Origin of the sequence: Haloplanus salinarum, from assembly GCF_009762275.1 — an archaeon.
Lineage (GTDB): Archaea > Halobacteriota > Halobacteria > Halobacteriales > Haloferacaceae > Haloplanus > Haloplanus salinarum.
In genome coordinates, this window is the sequence record NZ_CP034345.1 from 2,634,301 (window position 1) to 2,650,379 (window position 16,079).

11 protein-coding genes, 1 tRNA gene and 3 rRNA genes are annotated in these 16,079 nt (G+C 64.9%); 9 read left to right on the forward strand and 6 right to left on the reverse strand.

Translation table 11 applies throughout. From position 1 onward, the window contains the following. Nucleotides 1-18 precede the first annotated feature (18 nt). Nucleotides 19-1,077, forward strand: a complete 1,059-nt coding sequence (locus tag EI982_RS14965; protein ID WP_157690453.1) for a pyridoxal-phosphate-dependent aminotransferase family protein — start codon at nucleotides 19-21, stop codon at nucleotides 1,075-1,077. A gap of 19 nt (nucleotides 1,078-1,096) precedes the next feature. Here the strand turns inward: EI982_RS14965 and EI982_RS14970 are convergent, their stop codons facing one another. Further along, nucleotides 1,097-2,908 carry a DEAD/DEAH box helicase family protein gene (locus EI982_RS14970; RefSeq protein WP_157690454.1) on the reverse strand — a complete coding sequence of 604 codons (1,812 nt, stop codon included), beginning with the start codon at nucleotides 2,906-2,908 and terminating at the stop codon, nucleotides 1,097-1,099. Between the two features lie 79 nt (nucleotides 2,909-2,987). Beyond that, complete coding sequence (locus EI982_RS14975; protein WP_157690455.1) at nucleotides 2,988-3,548, reverse strand: TATA-box-binding protein; 561 nt, start codon at nucleotides 3,546-3,548, stop codon at nucleotides 2,988-2,990. A gap of 463 nt (nucleotides 3,549-4,011) precedes the next feature. Between EI982_RS14975 and EI982_RS14980 the strand changes: the two genes are divergently transcribed. The 5 genes from EI982_RS14980 to EI982_RS15000 all read left to right on the forward strand — a co-directional run bounded on the left by EI982_RS14980 (nucleotide 4,012) and on the right by EI982_RS15000 (nucleotide 11,220). Further along, nucleotides 4,012-5,481 (forward strand): 16S ribosomal RNA (locus EI982_RS14980). Nucleotides 5,482-5,613: 132 nt separating this feature from the next. Then, a tRNA-Ala gene (locus EI982_RS14985) sits at nucleotides 5,614-5,685 on the forward strand. A gap of 211 nt (nucleotides 5,686-5,896) precedes the next feature. Beyond that, nucleotides 5,897-8,814 (forward strand): 23S ribosomal RNA (locus tag EI982_RS14990). Between the two features lie 126 nt (nucleotides 8,815-8,940). Beyond that, nucleotides 8,941-9,062, forward strand: a 5S ribosomal RNA gene (gene rrf / locus EI982_RS14995). The 16S, 23S and 5S rRNA genes sit together here with 1 tRNA gene alongside, the layout of an rRNA operon. Before the next feature lie 196 nt (nucleotides 9,063-9,258). After that, on the forward strand, nucleotides 9,259-11,220 hold the full coding sequence (locus EI982_RS15000; protein WP_157690456.1) for an ICP22 family protein: 1,962 nt from the start codon (nucleotides 9,259-9,261) through the stop codon (nucleotides 11,218-11,220). Nucleotides 11,221-11,229: 9 nt separating this feature from the next. Here EI982_RS15000 and EI982_RS15005 read toward each other — a convergent pair whose 3' ends face one another. Together EI982_RS15005 and EI982_RS15010 are read right to left on the reverse strand one after the other, a co-directional pair. Beyond that, the gene (locus tag EI982_RS15005; RefSeq protein WP_157690457.1) at nucleotides 11,230-11,595 is read right to left on the reverse strand and encodes a hypothetical protein; all 366 of its coding nucleotides are present in this window, start codon (nucleotides 11,593-11,595) and stop codon (nucleotides 11,230-11,232) included. Beyond that, on the reverse strand, nucleotides 11,592-11,885 hold the full coding sequence (locus EI982_RS15010; RefSeq protein ID WP_157690458.1) for a DUF8124 family protein: 294 nt from the start codon (nucleotides 11,883-11,885) through the stop codon (nucleotides 11,592-11,594). Before EI982_RS15010 ends, EI982_RS15005 begins: the two co-directional genes overlap by 4 nt. A 134-nt stretch (nucleotides 11,886-12,019) precedes the next feature. Between EI982_RS15010 and EI982_RS15015 the strand changes: the two genes are divergently transcribed. Then, complete coding sequence (locus EI982_RS15015; protein ID WP_157690459.1) at nucleotides 12,020-13,210, forward strand: redox-regulated ATPase YchF; 1,191 nt, start codon at nucleotides 12,020-12,022, stop codon at nucleotides 13,208-13,210. Here EI982_RS15015 and EI982_RS15020 read toward each other — a convergent pair. Then, on the reverse strand, nucleotides 13,207-13,734 hold the full coding sequence (locus EI982_RS15020) for a CinA family protein (protein ID WP_157690460.1): 528 nt from the start codon (nucleotides 13,732-13,734) through the stop codon (nucleotides 13,207-13,209). The two genes, EI982_RS15015 and EI982_RS15020, sit on opposite strands and share 4 nt — an antisense overlap. 94 nt (nucleotides 13,735-13,828) lie before the next feature. On the opposite strand from EI982_RS15020, the gene EI982_RS15025 reads away from it, so the two are divergent. Beyond that, nucleotides 13,829-14,731 (forward strand): NAD(P)-dependent oxidoreductase, encoded by a 903-nt coding sequence (locus tag EI982_RS15025; RefSeq protein ID WP_199243654.1) that lies wholly within the window; start codon nucleotides 13,829-13,831, stop codon nucleotides 14,729-14,731. Between the two features lie 140 nt (nucleotides 14,732-14,871). Here EI982_RS15025 and EI982_RS15030 read toward each other — a convergent pair whose 3' ends face one another. Further along, nucleotides 14,872-15,303 (reverse strand): VOC family protein, encoded by a 432-nt coding sequence (locus EI982_RS15030; protein ID WP_157690461.1) that lies wholly within the window; start codon nucleotides 15,301-15,303, stop codon nucleotides 14,872-14,874. A gap of 100 nt (nucleotides 15,304-15,403) precedes the next feature. Here EI982_RS15030 and EI982_RS15035 point away from each other — a divergent pair, with 100 nt between their 5' ends. Next, nucleotides 15,404-16,039 (forward strand): IS6 family transposase, encoded by a 636-nt coding sequence (locus EI982_RS15035; RefSeq protein ID WP_157688811.1) that lies wholly within the window; start codon nucleotides 15,404-15,406, stop codon nucleotides 16,037-16,039. Nucleotides 16,040-16,079: the final 40 nt, after the last annotated feature.

Sequence of the window (16,079 nt, forward strand, 5' to 3'; positions counted from 1 at the left end):
CCGTCGACTACGGGGCGTATGCTCATGACGCCCGGCCCGACGGCGCTTCCGCCGTCGGTCAGGGAGGCGGCCGGCGAGGAACTGCTCAACCCCGACGTCGATCCGGCCTTCGCCGACCGGTACGACGCGCTGAAACGGAAACTCGGACGGGTCTACGGGACCGACGACGAGGTGGTCGTCCTCGGCGGCGAGGGCATCCTCGGCCTGGAGGCGGCCGTCGCCTCGACCGTCGCCCCCGGCGACCGCGTCTGCTGTCTCTCGAACGGCCCCTACGGCGACGGTTTCGCGGACTTCGTCGAGCGCTACGGCGGCGAGGCCGTCCTCGTCGACGCCGACTACGACGATCCCCTCCCGATCGACGCCCTAGAGCGGACCCTCGACGACGGGGACTTCGACCTCGCGACGATGGTCCACTGCGAGACGCCGACGGGGACGCTCAACGACCTGGCCCCCGCGCTCGACCTGTTCGACACCCACGACGTTCCCACCGTCGTCGACGCCGTCTCGTCGCTCGGCGGGGCGCCCGTCCCGACCGACCGCATCGACGTCGCCATCGGCGCGTCCCAGAAGTGTTTCAGCGCGCCGCCCGGACTCGCGGTCTGCACCGTCAGCGACGCGGCGTGGGAGCGGATCCAGGCCCGCGACCCCGATCCGCTCTACACCAACCTGCTCCCGTGGCACGGGGCCGACCAGCCGTACCCCTACACCCATCTGTCGACCCTGGTCGTCGCGCTGGAGGCGGCGCTCGACCTGTTGCTCGACGAGGGTCTCGATGCCGTCTACGACCGCCACCGCGAGGCCGCGCGGCTCTGCCGGGAGCGCGGACGCGAACTCGGGCTGGAGCCGTTCCCCGATCCCGAGCGGAGTTCGCCGACTGTCACCGCCTTCGCGGTGCCGGGGCGGGCGACGGCGCTGCAGGAACGCCTGCGCACGGACCACGACGTGACGCTCTCGACCGGGTTCGGCGACCTCGCGGACGACGTGCTCCGCGTCGGTCACATGGGGTACAACGCCGACGTCGAGAAGGTCGAGCGGACGATGGACGCGCTGGCGGCCGCCCTCGATCGGGTCGACTGACCCGGCCGCTTCGCCCCCCTCACTCCACGCCGCTCTCGGTCACGCGGATGCCCTTCTCCGCGAGGTGACGCATCTGGCGCTGGGCGAAATCCTCCTCGCTCGTCCCCCGCGTCGCCAGTACGTACACCGTCGCGCTCCCCGCGGGGCGCATCGTCCGCCCGGCGCGCTGGGCGCCTTGCCGGCGCGATCCGCCGAGCCCCGAGGCCACCACCGCCAGCTCCGCGTTCGGTAGGTCGATCCCCTCGTCGCCGACGCGGGAGACGACGAGCGTCCGGCGCTCGCCGTCCCGGAACGACGCGAACAGTCGGTCGCGCTCATGGTGTGGCGTCTCGCCGCTCACGAAGGGCGCGTCGATGGCGGCGGCGATCTCGCGACCGTGGTCCAGCCAGTCGACGAACACGAGCGCCTTCGACGTCGGGTGTTCGGCGAGCAGGTGGCGCACCTCGTCGACCTTCGCCGGGTTCTCCGCCGCGATCCGGTGTTTCGCGCGCGGCTCCGCGCTCGCGTACGCGTTCCGTTCCTCGTCGTTCGCCCACGGCAGATACCTGATCTCTACCTCGGGTTCCTGGACGTAGCCGGCGTCGAAGAGCGCGTCCCAGTCGGTGCCGATCGGTGGTCCGACGAGCGTGTAGATATCCGTCTCCCGGTCGTCCTCGCGGACCGGCGTCGCCGAGAGGCCGAGGCGGTGTTTGCTCTGGAGGTCCGCGCTCCGCCGGTACACCTCGCTGGGGATGTGGTGGACCTCGTCGTAGACTATCAGCCCCCACTCCCGCCGGTCGAACAGGGCGCGGTGGCGGTCCATGCCCGCGACCTGGTAGGTGGCGATGGTAACCGGACGGATCTCCTTTTCGCCGCCGTGGTACTCCCCGATGTCGGCGGGATCGAGCGTCGTGTGTTCCAGCAGTTCCGTCCGCCACTGCCCGGCGAGTTCCCGGCTCGGCACGAGGATCAGCGTCTCGCCGCCGACGGCGACCAGCGCGCCGATGGCGGCGACGGTCTTTCCGCTCCCCGACGGCCCGACGAACACCCCCGCCCGCTGGTCGAGGAAGCGATCCACCCAGTCCCGCTGGTAGTCGCGAAGCTCGGTCCGGAGCTCGACGTCGAGGGGGTCGCCCGTTTCGAGATCACGTTCGTCGACGACGGGATAGCCCGACTCGTAGAGGATCCGCTTGATCGCCGCCTCGCTCCCCTCGACGACCCAGCTCTCGGTCTCGGAGATAGGGGCGTGGAGGTGCTCCTCGTCGAGTTTCTGCCTGGCGACGTTGCCCATCAGGCTCTCGCTCGCCGCCTCGAGCACCGTGTAGCCGTCCTCGTGGGTCCGCAGGGTGAACTGGCGCGCGCGGGTCCACTGGCGTTCGATCCACTCCTCCAGGTGTGGGGATCGTCGCGGGAGGACCGACCGGAGGGTGCCCAGGAAATCGTCGAGGTCGTCGAACGGCGCCGCCCACACGTCCTCCCGGCGGATCCGGTAGAGATAGCCCTTGGTTCCGGAGGTGTCGACCAGGTGGGCGACACGGGAGAGCTGGGCGCGGGTGTACTGGCTCGGCTGATCGACGACGAGTTCGCGGCGGTCCGGAAAGAGCACCACCCGTTCGCGGTCGGCTAGTCGGCCCCACTCGGCCGGATACCAGACCACGGGATCGGATTCGACATCGAGACGTTCGACGTCGCCGGCGGCGGCGAGACGGTCGAGTGCCTCGCTCGCGGCCGCCTGTGAACGATCGAGTCGGCGGGCGATCTGCTGGGCCGTCGCGACCGGCCGTCCCTCCGACTGTAACGCGTCGAGAAACGACTCCAGCGTGACGGCTTCGTCGGGTGGGTCCTCGGTCATCGGCCGCCGTAGGACCCCGACGGAGAAACGCGTTGTGACCCGCCGGTGACGACGCCCGCGACGCGGCCACCTACCGGGGCTACCCCAGAAGGCCCAGGTCGTCGATTCGGTCGACGATCACCTCGACCGCCTCGGCCGCGTCGACGGTCCGCTTCCCGCCCGTGATGACGATCTTTCCGCTGCCGAAAAGCAGGATGACCACGTCGGGATCGTCCATCCGATAGACCAGTCCCGGGAACTGCTCGGGTTCGTACTCCACGTCCTCCAGCCCCAGCCCGATGGCCAGCGCGTTGAGGTTGAGGGTATGTCCCAGATCCGCGCTGGAGACGATGTTCTGGACGGTGATCTCCGGGTCCTCTTCGACCGGGATCTGCAGGTCGCGGAGCTTGCCGAAGATGATGCCGAGCGCCTCGTGCACGTCGTCGATGCTCTTCGCGCCCGTGCACACGATCTTGCCCGAGCGGAAGATCAGCGCCGCCGCCTTCGGTTCCTGCGTGCGGTAGACCAGTCCCGGGAAGTTGTCGGGGTTGAAGTCGGCTCCCGGGAGGTCCTCCGCCAAGGCCTCGAGGTCGAGTTCCTGTCCGATGCCCGTCGACGCCACCACGTTCTGAATCTCGATCGAATCTGCCGGATCACTCATCGTATGCGCGACATTGGGTCCCCCATCCTTATAAAGGACCACGGCAGGCCGACGAGCGGCGGGGTCGCCACGCGACCGGCACCCACGAGAGGGATCACCACGCAAATATCAGCGCGTCTGCCGATCTCGGCGGAGATCAGAGGGGTTAAGTATTAACCTCCACTCGGAATGTAATGCGAAGGGCGAGGGCGACGGTGCCCTCGGCCTCACTCGGACCGGTCAGACCGACCGGGCGATTCCCGGGCCCGATCAACGGGCTTATGTGGGTCGCCCTCCTCGGTTCAGGTCCGAACGAAACATGAGGATTCCACCCCTGCGGTCCGCCGTAAGCCGGAATCTGATGTGAGCCTTGGTGGTTCGGTGTCACCCGGTCGATCCGGTGACCCGAACCACGGACCTCAGTGGTCTACACGACGCGGAAACATTACGTTTCCCGCCACCCCTCACTCGCAAGAGTGAGCCCATTCCGGTTGATCCTGCCGGAGGCCATTGCTATCGGGGTCCGATTTAGCCATGCTAGTCGTACGAGTTTACACTCGTGGCGAATAGCTCCGTAACACGTGGCCAAACCACCCTCCAGAGAACCATAACCTCGGGAAACTGAGGCTAATAGTTCATACCCGTCCCACGCTGGAATGCCGGGACGCGCAAACGTTCCGACGCTGGAGGACGTGGCTGCGGCCGATTAGGTTGACGGTGGGGTAACGGCCCACCGTGCCGATAATCGGTACGGGTTGTGAGAGCAAGAACCCGGAGACGGAATCTGAGACAAGATTCCGGGCCCTACGGGGCGCAGCAGGCGCGAAACCTTTACACTGCACGCAAGTGCGATAAGGGGACCCCGAGTGCGAGGGCATACAGTCCTCGCTTTTCAGTACCGTAGGGAGGTACTGGAATAAGAGCTGGGCAAGACCGGTGCCAGCCGCCGCGGTAATACCGGCAGCTCGAGTGATGGCCGATCTTATTGGGCCTAAAGCGTTCGTAGCCGGCCACGCAAGTTCATCGGGAAATCCGCCAGCCCAACTGGCGGGCGTCCGGTGAAAACTGTGTGGCTTGGGACCGGAAGACCCGAAGGGTACGTCTTGGGTAGGAGTGAAATCCCGTAATCCTGGACGGACCGCCGATGGCGAAAGCACTTCGGGAAGACGGATCCGACGGTGAGGGACGAAAGCCAGGGTCTCGAACCGGATTAGATACCCGGGTAGTCCTGGCCGTAAACGATGTCTGCTAGGTGTGACTCCCGCTACGAGCGGGTGTTGTGCCGTAGGGAAGCCGCTAAGCAGACCGCCTGGGAAGTACGTCCGCAAGGATGAAACTTAAAGGAATTGGCGGGGGAGCACTACAACCGGAGGAGCCTGCGGTTTAATTGGACTCAACGCCGGACATCTCACCAGCATCGACAACAGCAATGACGATCAGGTTGATGACCTTGTCAGAGCTGTTGAGAGGAGGTGCATGGCCGCCGTCAGCTCGTACCGTGAGGCGTCCTGTTAAGTCAGGCAACGAGCGAGACCCGCACTCCTAATTGCCAGCACCGGGTTCGCCCGGGTGGGTACATTAGGAGGACTGCCGTGGCCAACACGGAGGAAGGAACGGGCAACGGTAGGTCAGTATGCCCCGAATGTGCTGGGCTACACGCGGGCTACAATGGCCGAGACAATGGGTTCCAACCTCGAAAGAGGACGGTAATCTCCTAAACTCGGTCGTAGTTCGGATTGAGGGCTGAAACCCGCCCTCATGAAGCTGGATTCGGTAGTAATCGCGTGTCAGCAGCGCGCGGTGAATACGTCCCTGCTCCTTGCACACACCGCCCGTCAAAGCACCCGAGTGGGGTCCGGATGAGGCCGAGTTCCTCGGTCGAATCTGGGCTCCGCAAGGGGGCTTAAGTCGTAACAAGGTAGCCGTAGGGGAATCTGCGGCTGGATCACCTCCTACTGATCGGGACCGTCCCTCCGGGACGGCCCACCACGACCACTGCCGTCCACGGTTCGGCCACCGGGCCGACCGGGCGCCGTAGAACCACCAAGGCTCACACATCTCGTCTCGCGTCTCCTCCACGGAGACCGGGCCCGTAGCTCAGCGGTAGAGCACCTCCTTTGCAAGGAGGACGCCCTGGGTTCGAATCCCAGCGGGTCCATGCCGGCTCACCCGACGCCCGAATCGCACGCCTTAAGTGCACGACGGCGCTCGGTTGAGTCACGCAAGACCGATGCACCATCCCGCGAAAGCGCGGATGGGAAGGGTCGAACGCGCTCGCATCCACGAGAGCGTAATGAGACCGTATGTACGTGCGATCCAGGCGTCCACTGGACCCGACAGTCAAACCGGGTCACTAGTGTGACAAACCATCAATCTGGCTACTGTGCCAGCTGGTGAATGGCTCGGCTCGAGAGCCGACGACGGACGTGCCAAGCTGCGATAAGCCTCGGGGACCCGCATGGAGGGAAAGAACCGAGGATTTCCGAATGGGAATCCCCTCGCAATTGCCTCGCGCAATGGGGAACGCTCCGAATTGAAACATCTCAGTAGGAGCAGGAACAGAACGCAAACCGCGATCCCGTCAGTAACCGCGAGTGAACGCGGGCCAGTCCAAACCGAATCTCTTACGAGACATGTGGTGTCGGGCTGATCTTCAACATCCGACCCAACCCGAGAAGTCTCCTGAAACGGAGCGCGATACAGGGTGACAGCCCCGTATCGGGCTGCAGTACGATGGGAATCAGTCCCAGAGTAGCGGGGATTGGATATTCCTCGTGAACGTCCCAGGCATCAACTGGGAAGACTAAACACTCCTCGAGACCGATAGCGAACAAGTAGCGTGAGCGAACGCTGAAAAGTATCCCGAGAAGGGAACTGAAATAGAGCCTGAACTCAGCTGGCGATCGAGCGACGGGGCATACAAGGTCCTTCGACAAACGAACACGGGGCGACCCGTTAGTAGGACTCGAAGGAAGCCGATGTTCCGTCGTGCGTTTTGAAAAACGAACCAGGGAGTGCATTTGCTTGGCGAGCCTAACCCGACCATCGGGGAAGGCACAGGGAAACCGATACGGCCGCAGTCTTACGACCAGGGCCACCGTGTTCAAGCGCGGGGAGTCAAGCGGATGCGACCCGAAACCGGGTGATCTACGCGTGGGCAGGGTGAAGCGTACCGAAAGGCACGTGGAGGCCCGTTAGGGGTGGTGTCCTACAATACCCTCCCGTGACCTATGCGTAGGGGTGAAAGGCCCATCGAACCCGGCAACAGCTGGTTCCAGCCGAAACATGTCGAAGCATGACCTCACCTGAGGTAGTCCGCGAGGTAGAGCGACCGATTGGATGACCCGCCTCCGAGAGGAGTCGGCCATCCTGTCGAACTCCGAACTTGCGGACGCCACAGACGGTGGGAGTCCGGTGTGCGGGGTAAGCCTGTGCACCGTAAGGGAGACAACCCAGCGGTAGGTTAAGGTCCCCAAGTGTGGATTAAGTGCGATCGAAGGTGGTCCCGAGCCCTAGACAGCCGGGAGGTGAGCTTAGAAGCAGCTACCCTCTAAGAAAAGCGTAACAGCTTACCGGCCGAGGTTCGGGGCGCCCAAAATGATCGGGGCTCAAATCCACCACCGAGACCTACCCGTGTCCATCACAGGACAATCGCGTAGGCTGGCACTCCGCTCGGGCGGAAGCACGGGAGAGATTTCGTGTGGACCGAGTGGTGACGATAATCCTGGTCACAGTAGCAGCGATAGTCGGGTGTGACACCCGACGGCCTTACGAGCAAGGGTTCCTCGGCACTGCTAATCAGCCGAGGGTTAGTCGATCCTAAGTCTCGCCGTAACTCGACCGAGACAACAGGGAAGCTGGTTAATATTCCAGCACCGCCACACATTGAAAGTCGACGCTTTGGGGACAACCGAGCCGGGCTTTCGCCCGGTCGAATCGAGTACATCCGTGGAAGCCGTAATGGCAGGAAGCGGACGACCCTCGAGACAGCGCAAGTCGGTCGTACCTAGAGCCCGTGAAAAGACGAGTGTGGTGATCGTACCGAGATCCGACACAGGTGCTCTGCCGGCGAAAGGCAAGGCCCGTCGGGAGCAACCGGCGTTAGGGAATTCGGCAAGTTAGTCCCGTACGTTCGCAATAAGGGATGCCTGCTCTGGAGAAGAGCAGGTCGCAGTGACTCGGGCGCTCCGACTGTCTAGTAACAACATAGGTGACCGCAAATCCGCAAGGACTCGTACGGTCACTGAATCCTGCCCAGTGCGGGTATCTGAACACCGAGTACAATCGGACGAAGGACCCGTCAACGGCGGGGGTAACTATGACCCTCTTAAGGTAGCGTAGTACCTTGCCGCTTCAGTAGCGGCTTGCATGAATGGATCAACGAGAGCGCCACTGTCCCAACGCTGGGCCCGGTGAACTGTACGTTCCAGTGCGGAGTCTGGAGACCCCCAAGGGGAAGCGAAGACCCTATAGAGCTTTACTGCAGGCTGTCGCTGAGACGTGGTCGCTACTGTGCAGCATAGGTAGGAGGCGTTACACAGGTACCCGCGCTAGCGGGCCACCGAGCCAGCATTGAAATACTACCCGGTAGTGACTGCGACTCTCACTCCTGGCGGAGGACACCGGTAGCCGGGCAGTTTGACTGGGGCGGTACGCGCTCGAAAAGATATCGAGCGCGCCCGATGGTCTCCTCATTCGGGTCGGAAACCCGAAAGAGAGCGCAAGAGCACAAGGAGGCCTGACAGTGATCTTCCCAACGAGGATCGCTGACGCGAAAGCGTGGTCTAGCGAACCCACGAGGTTCATTCATGGGACCCGTGGATGACAGAAAAGCTACCTTAGGGATAACAGAGTCGTCACTCGCAAGAGCACATATCGACCGAGTGGCTTGCTACCTCGATGTCGGTTCCCTCCATCCTGCCCGTGCAGAAGCGGGCAAGGGTGAGGTTGTTCGCCTATTAAAGGAGGTCGTGAGCTGGGTTTAGACCGTCGTGAGACAGGTCGGCTGCTATCTATTGGGGGTGTTGAAGGTACCTGACGGGAACAGGCGTATAGTACGAGAGGAACTCCGCCTGGGTGCCACTGGTGTACCGGTTGTCTGAAAAGGCAGTTGCCGGGCAGCCACGCACCACGGGGTAAGAGCTGAACGCATCTAAGCTCGAAACCCACCTGGAAAAGAGGTACCACCGAGGACACTCGTAGAAGACGAGTTAGATAGACTCGGGGTGTACGCGTCAAGGCAACGAGACGTTCAGCCCGCGAGCACTAACAGTCCGAGCCACATTCATTGGATTTCGCACTGTGACCCGATTCGATTTGACCGTCGGGTCCAGGCGCTAACTGGATCGCACGTACGTACGGTTGGACCCTACCGGCATTGGCATCGCGACGGTTCGATTCCGTCGGTCGGCATGAAGGCGGCCAGAGCGGCGGGGAAACACCCGTACCCATCCCGAACACGGACGTTAAGCCCGCCTGCGTATCGGGCAGTACTGGAGTGGGCGACCCTCTGGGAGTGCCGATTCGCCGCCTCACCACTCATACTCACGTTGGCGAGCGACGGCACTGTCGCTCGCCGTCTTTCATACGTCGACCAGCGACCGCCACGCGGTTCGGGTTCCGTCGGACGAATTAAACCCGATTTAATCGGCGTGAAACCGCGTAAACCCGGCCAAACCGGGGTTCAGCGCTGTCCCGATTTAACGGGGTGGGGGTACACCGATCGGACGGAATGAACACGCAACGAACCGGTGCGATACTGATGGCAGTCGTGTTGCTGGTGTCGGCGGTGGCCCCGGCCGCGGTGGCGGCACAGTCGGGGTCGCTGTCCGTCGACGTGACACAGGACGAAGAGACGGGCGACGCGACGGTGACGGTCACGAGTAACGGAACGGCCGTCGAGAACGCGACGGTGAACGTGACGACGGAGAACGAGACGTACGCGGGGACCGGCGAGTACACGACCGACGCGAACGGAACGGTGTCGCTGCCCGAACCGGACGAGTCGGTGACGGTCTCCGTGGAGGCGACCTATGAGGGCGCGAACGCGACGACGACGGCCGATCTCGATCCCGTCCTCGACGTGAGCGTCGCGGAGGCGGACGACGGCTCGTCGGTCGTGACGGTCACGCGCGGGAACGACACGGTCGAGAACGCGACGGTGAACGTGACCGCCGACGGCAACGAGACGTACGCAGGTGCGGGCGAGTACACGACCGACGCGAACGGGACGGTGTCCCTGCCTGCGCCCGAGGAGCCGGTGACGGTCTCCGTGGAGGCGAGGGCCGACGGTGAGACGGCGACGACGGCCGCGACGCTCGATCCTTCCCTCGACGCGTCCGTGACGGGCGCCGACGACGGGTCGGTCCTCGTGACGGTCACGCGCGGGACCGAAACGGTGGAGAACGCGACGGTGAACGTGACTGCGAACGCGACGTACGCCGACGCGGGCGAGTACACGACCGACGCGAACGGGACGGTCGCGCTTGCCAACCCGTCGGAGCCGGTCGAACTGACGATCACGGCGACGGCCGACAACGACACGGCGTCGACGTCGGTGGTCGTCCAGCCGGTCGAGACGCTCGCGGTGGGCGTGAACCAGGCCGACGACGGGACGGTGACCGTGTCGGTCGGTCGGCTCGGCGAACCGGTCGCGAACGCGACGGTCGAGGTGACGGCCACGGATAACGGCACCTACGCCGGCGCCGGCGAGTACGAGACCGGCGAGAGCGGGACCGTCGTGTTGCCCGCGCCGTCGGAGAACGTGACGGTGACGGTCACCGCGACGGAGGGCGGCGAGTCGGCCACGACGACGACCGAACTGTCGCCGCCGGAGTCGACCGGCCCGTTCGGGCAGGTCGTCTCGGCGTTCGTCGACGCGCTGAAGGGGTCGGGCTTCAGCGGCCCGCTCGGACAGCAGGTCTCGGAGTTCGTGACGAACAACAACCCCTCCGACAACGCCAGCGAACGCGGTCCGCCGGAGAGCGCGGGTCCGCCGGCCGACGCTGGCCCGGATCGGGGCGCGGACGAGGATGACGACGGGAACGAGACCGACGACGAGGGCAACGAGTCCCGGATCGTCCCCGCCGGTCCGCCCACCGAGACGCCGGGCAACTCCGGATCAGCCCCGGGTCAGTCCGACGAGAACGAATCGGACGACGCGCCGGGCAACTCCGGATCGGCCCCGGGTCAGTCCGACGAGAACGAATCGGACGACGCGCCGGGCAACTCCGGATCGGCCCCGGGTCAGTCCGACGGGAACGAATCGGACGACGCGCCGGGCAACTCCGGATCGGCCCCGGGTCAGTCCGATGGTGAGGACGACGAGAGCGAAGACGAATCGGACGAAGAGGAGAGCGAAGACGAATCGGACGAAGAGGAGAGCGAAGACGAATCGGACGAAGAGGAGAGCGAAGACGAATCGGACGAAGAGGAGAGCGAAGACGAATCGGACGAAGAGGAGAGCGAAGACGAATCGGACGACCAAGAAGAGAGCGAGAGCGAGGACGAAGAAGAGAGCGAGAGCGAGGACGAAGAAGAGAGCGAGAGCGAGGACGAAGCCAACGAGGCAGACGACGAGGCCGATGACGACGATGACGGCGGTAACGGTAATGGCAACGCTGGCGGGAACGGCAACGCCGGCGGGAACGGCAACGCTGGCGGGAACGGCAACGCCGGCGGGAACGGCCGGTAACTGACGCGATCACTCCTCCGTTCGGTCGTCGAGGGCGGCGTCGAGCGTCGCCGGCGAGCAGTTCGCGAGGTCGGCGGCCCGGTCGAGCGACAGGTTTCGCGAGCGGACGGCGGCGGCCGCGCCGGCGAGGACGAACGGGTCGGCGTCGGTGCCCGGAACCCACGCCCGTTCGTCGAGCGAGCGGTCGCGCTCGGCCGCGAGCGATCCGATGGCCAGGAGTGTAGCGGCGAGTGGATCGACGGGCCGTTCGCTCGTGTCACCGTCGTCGTCGGGGGTTGCGGCGTCGACGACGCCGGCGAGGGCGAGGGCGGGTTCCGGATCGTCGCCGACGAGCGCGCGGTCGATGGCGGCCGTCCGGAGCTCCTCGAAAGTCACGTCTCGGGCAGGGAGAGGTCGTGGTCGACGACGGTTCCGTCGGGCGTCAGCGTCACCGTTCCGAGTTCGACGCGTTCGCCCGCGTCGGCGACCCGACCGACCGCCCCGAGCGTTCGCTCCCGATCGAGTCGCTCCCAGACGGCCTCCTCGACGAGTCGCTGGAAGGCGTCGCGGTCGTCCCAGGGGGCCGTGAGGTTCGAGGGGACGTGGACGAGAAACCGGAGGGCGTCGTCGTCGACGCCGATGCTGACGCCGAAGGTGTCGGCCGGCGCCTCGGAGTCGTCGGTCATACCCGCGTTCGGTGCGCCGGCGACATAACTGGGGCGGTCGTCCGCGCCCGGCGAGTCGTGTGTCGTGTGAGTGACTGACTGTCGGACTGCGGCGGGATGGCGTCGTTTTTGCCCCGCCGTCGCGGACTGGGGGCATGAGCTACGCCATCGGACTCGTCGGCAAGCCCTCCGTGGGCAAGTCGACGTTCTTCAACGCGGCGACGATGAACGACGTGCCCGAGGGGGCGTATCCGTTCACGACAATCGACCCGAGCGTCGGAGAGGCCTACGCCCGCGTCGACTGTGCGGCCCCGGAGTTCGGCGAGACCTGCACCCCGAGCGTCGGCTACTGCGACGACGGCACGCGGTTCGTCCCGGTGCAACTCGTCGACGTCGCCGGCCTCATCCCCGGCGCCCACGAGGGGAAGGGCCTCGGCAACCAGTTCCTGAGCGACCTCAACGAGACGGACGTCCTGGTCCACGTCGTCGACTTCTCGGGGAAGACCGACAGCGAGGGCGAACCCACCGAGGGTCACGACCCGCGCGACGACATCGACTTCCTGGAGGCGGAGCTCGACCAGTGGTACTTGGAGATATTGGAGAAGGGAATCGAGCGGTTCGAGACGAAATACCACGGCGCCGACGCGGCCATCGAGGCGGACCTGGCCGAGCAGATGAGCGCCTTCCGGACGAACGAGGACGAGATCAAGCAAGTGATCCTCTCGTTGGGGCTCGAACTCGACCCCGGGACGTGGGACGGGACGGACCGCGAGTCGCTGGCCCGGGAGATCCGCAAGCGTACCAAACCCATCGTGATCGCGGCGAACAAGATCGACGACCCCGCGGCGGCGGCGAACTTCGAGGCGGTCCGGAACGACCCCGACTACGACCACCTCACCGTCGTGCCGGCGAGCGCCCACGCGGAGAAGGCCCTGAAGGCCGCCGACGAAGCGGGAACGATCGACTACCGGCCGGGCGACGACGACTTCGACGTGACGGGCGAGCCGAGTGACGAACAGGCCGAGGGCTTGGAGCGGATCGGCGACCTGCTCGCCGAGTACGGCGGCACGGGCGTACAGGCGTCGCTGGAGACGGCGCTGTTCGACGCGCTCGACCTCATCGCGGTGTTCCCGGGGAGCGACGACGGGTCGACGAGCGAGAAGGGAACCTTCCGCGACTGTTTCCTCCTGCCCGAGGGGTCGACCACGGCGGATTTCGCCCACCACATCCACTCGGACCTGGGCGACGGGCTGCTCCACGGCATCGACTGCCGCTCGTCGCGGCAGATCGGCGGGAGCCACGAACTCGACGACCGCGACGTGGTCGAGCTGGTGACGACGAACTAGCCCATCGCGGCCAGCGGGGCTAGGAGGGCTCGCCGAGCGCTCTCGGATTTGACCGCCCAGCGGTCGCCGTCGACGACGTGGCGTTCGGCGCGGACGAAGGAGTCGCCGCTCCCCCAGGGGGCGGCGTGGGCGACGCCGACGAAGAGGAGGCCGACGGGTTTCTGGTCGGTGCCGCCGTCGGGGCCGGCGATACCGGTGGTCGAGACACCCCAGTCCGTCCCCGCCGTGTCGCGGACGCCCTGTGCCATCTCGCGGGCGACGGGCGCGGAGACGGCGCCGTGGTCGTCGAGCGACTCCCGGCTCACCCCGAGGTCGGTCAGTTTGGCGTCGTTCGAGTAGGCCACCACGCCCCGGTCGAAGTGCTCGCTCGATCCGGGGACGTCGGTCAGTCGCGAGCCGACGAGCCCGCCGGTGAGGGATTCGGCGACGGCGAGGGTCTCGTCGCGCTCCCGGAGGCGCCGGCCCAGGCGGCGTTCGGGTGCGTCGTCGGCCGGTCCGCAGTCGGTCGGTGTGTCGGCTGTCATACCCTCCGGTTCGACGCCGACGCCCATCAATCGCGTGCCGCGCGGAGTGCTCACATCCGACTCATTTATGTCGGGCGAGGTGAGTGAAACCCACATGGCAGACGAGACGATCGCGTTCGTCGGACTGGGGATCATGGGCGGACCGATGGCGAAGAACCTGCTCGATGCGGGCTACACCGTGATCGGGCACAACCGGTCGCAGGAACCGGTCGACGAACACGTCGCCGCCGGCGGCGAGGCGGCCGAGACGCCGAAGGAAGCGGCCGAACGCGCCGACGTGACGATCATGTGTCTCCCCGACCACGACGTCGTCGCGGAGGTCATGCGCAAGGAGGACGGCGTGCTCGCCGGCCTGAGCGAGGGCGACGTGGTGATCGACAACTCGACCATCTCGCCGATCGTGACGGAGGAACTCGCCGCGGAGGTCCGCGACCGGGGCGCCCGGATGCTCGACGCGCCGATCAGCGGCGGGGAAGAGGGCGCCATCGAGGCGTCGCTCTCGATCATGGTCGGCGGCGACGAGGAAATCCTGGAGGAGTGTCGCCCCATCCTCGAGGTCATGGGCGAGACGATCACCTACTGCGGCGACAACGGCGCCGGACAGGTCACCAAGGCGTGCAACCAGATCGTCGTCGCGGGGACGATGGAGGCCGTCAGCGAGGCGCTCGTGTTCGCCTACAAGGCCGGTGCGGACCTGGAGGCGGTCGTCGACGCCATCAGCGGCGGCGCCGCCGGCTGCTGGACGCTCGACAACCGCGCCCCGAGCATGATTCAGGGCGACTTCGAACCCGGGTTCTTCGCCGACTACCAGTACAAGGACCTCCGGATCGCCACCGACGCCGGCGAGGCGTACGGGGCGCCGATGCCCCAGACCGAACTCGTTCACGAGATGTACAAGTCGATGGTCGAGACCGGGCGCGGCAAGGACGACAACTCCGGCGTGATGCAGGTGATCGAGGATCTGGCGGGTGTCGAAGCGCGTGTCGAAGACGAGTAGTACTCTTCGGGACCGGTTCGACGGAGCGCGTGTCGAAGACGAGTAGTACTCTTCGGGACCGGTTCGACGGAGCGCGTGTCGAAGACGAGTAGTACTCTTCGGGACCGGTTCGACGGAGCGCGTGTCGAAGACGACCGGCCCTATTCGACGTCGTCGTGGTCCATCAGGGACCGCTCCCGGTCCGCGGGCGCGGGGTCGTAAGTGACGATTTCGAGCAGGTTCCCCGACGGATCGAGGAAGTAGAACCCCTCGAACTCGCCCCAGTCGTAGGGACCTTGGTTCGGAAACTGGCCGTCGAGGTGGTCCATCAGCGACGCGTAGGTCTCGCGGTCGGTCTCGAAGGCGACGTGAGCCTTGTCGAGCGGGTGATCGAGTCCCCGGTCGTCCCACCGCTCGCCGCGCCCCGTCTCGACGAGCGTGACGACCGTCCCTCCGTCGGTTTCGAACATGACGTGTTCCCCCTTGAACTCCTCCGGCGGGCGCAGGAGGTCGAGGTCGAGGACGTCGCGGTAGAAGGCGTACGCGGCGTCGAGGTCGTCCACGTCGAGGTTGATGTGATCGACGGCGTCCATGTCGCCACTGGTCGGCCGGTCCCGATATAGGTTTTCCCTCCACACCGCTTCGTGTTTAGTTAACGATGAAGAGTGAGGCGGGAGAATTTCTCGGTGATCTATGCCAGAAATCGCCCGCCTCAGCGGACATAGCGACTGGATCAATTTGGATTTTGTGGAACGAGAGCGGACACCCGAGCCGGCGATGAAGCTCGGTATTCAGATGCACTTGGCTGGACTATCACTTTCGAATACCGTCTCTGCTCTTGGTAGTTTGGGTGTCGAACGCTCTCGGAAAGCGGTCCACGATTGGGTGCAGAAGGCCGATCTACAGCCAGTCAGCGGGAAGGCTCCGAATCAGGTTGCGGTTGACGAAACCGTGATTCGAATCAATGATCAGCAGTTCTGGCTGTACGCCGCCGCGGATCCACAGACGAACGAATTACTCCATCTACGGTTGTTTTCGACCACTACAACCGCTCTTACTGAAATCTTTCTCAACGAACTGCGGGAGAAACACGATGTTGAGTCCGCCCTGTTTCTCGTCGATGGCGCCAAACATCTCCAAACTGCACTTGACCGATCAGGGCTCCGATTTCAGACAGAACGCCACGGAAATCGGAATGCCATCGAACGTATATTTAGAGAAGTAAAACGACGAACCTCTTCGTTTTCAAACTGTTTCAGCCACGTCGACCCAGCAACAGCTGAAAACTGGTTGCAGAGTTTCGCTCGCTGGCACAATGCTCCAAACTAAACACGAAGCCACACCGTGAGGGTTTTTTATCGTCGGGCGA

Coding starts and splice junctions, on each gene's coding strand:
- EI982_RS15000 (WP_157690456.1), top strand. CDS start 9,259: ATGAACACGCAACGAACCGGTGCGATACTGATGGCAGTCGTGTTGCTG.
- EI982_RS15020 (WP_157690460.1), bottom strand. CDS start 13,734: ATGACAGCCGACACACCGACCGACTGCGGACCGGCCGACGACGCACCC.
- EI982_RS14965 (WP_157690453.1), top strand. CDS start 19: ATGCTCATGACGCCCGGCCCGACGGCGCTTCCGCCGTCGGTCAGGGAG.
- EI982_RS14975 (WP_157690455.1), bottom strand. CDS start 3,548: ATGAGTGATCCGGCAGATTCGATCGAGATTCAGAACGTGGTGGCGTCG.
- EI982_RS15035 (WP_157688811.1), top strand. CDS start 15,404: ATGCCAGAAATCGCCCGCCTCAGCGGACATAGCGACTGGATCAATTTG.
- EI982_RS14970 (WP_157690454.1), bottom strand. CDS start 2,908: ATGACCGAGGACCCACCCGACGAAGCCGTCACGCTGGAGTCGTTTCTC.
- EI982_RS15015 (WP_157690459.1), top strand. CDS start 12,020: ATGAGCTACGCCATCGGACTCGTCGGCAAGCCCTCCGTGGGCAAGTCG.
- EI982_RS15030 (WP_157690461.1), bottom strand. CDS start 15,303: ATGGACGCCGTCGATCACATCAACCTCGACGTGGACGACCTCGACGCC.
- EI982_RS15025 (WP_199243654.1), top strand. CDS start 13,829: ATGGCAGACGAGACGATCGCGTTCGTCGGACTGGGGATCATGGGCGGA.
- EI982_RS15010 (WP_157690458.1), bottom strand. CDS start 11,885: ATGACCGACGACTCCGAGGCGCCGGCCGACACCTTCGGCGTCAGCATC.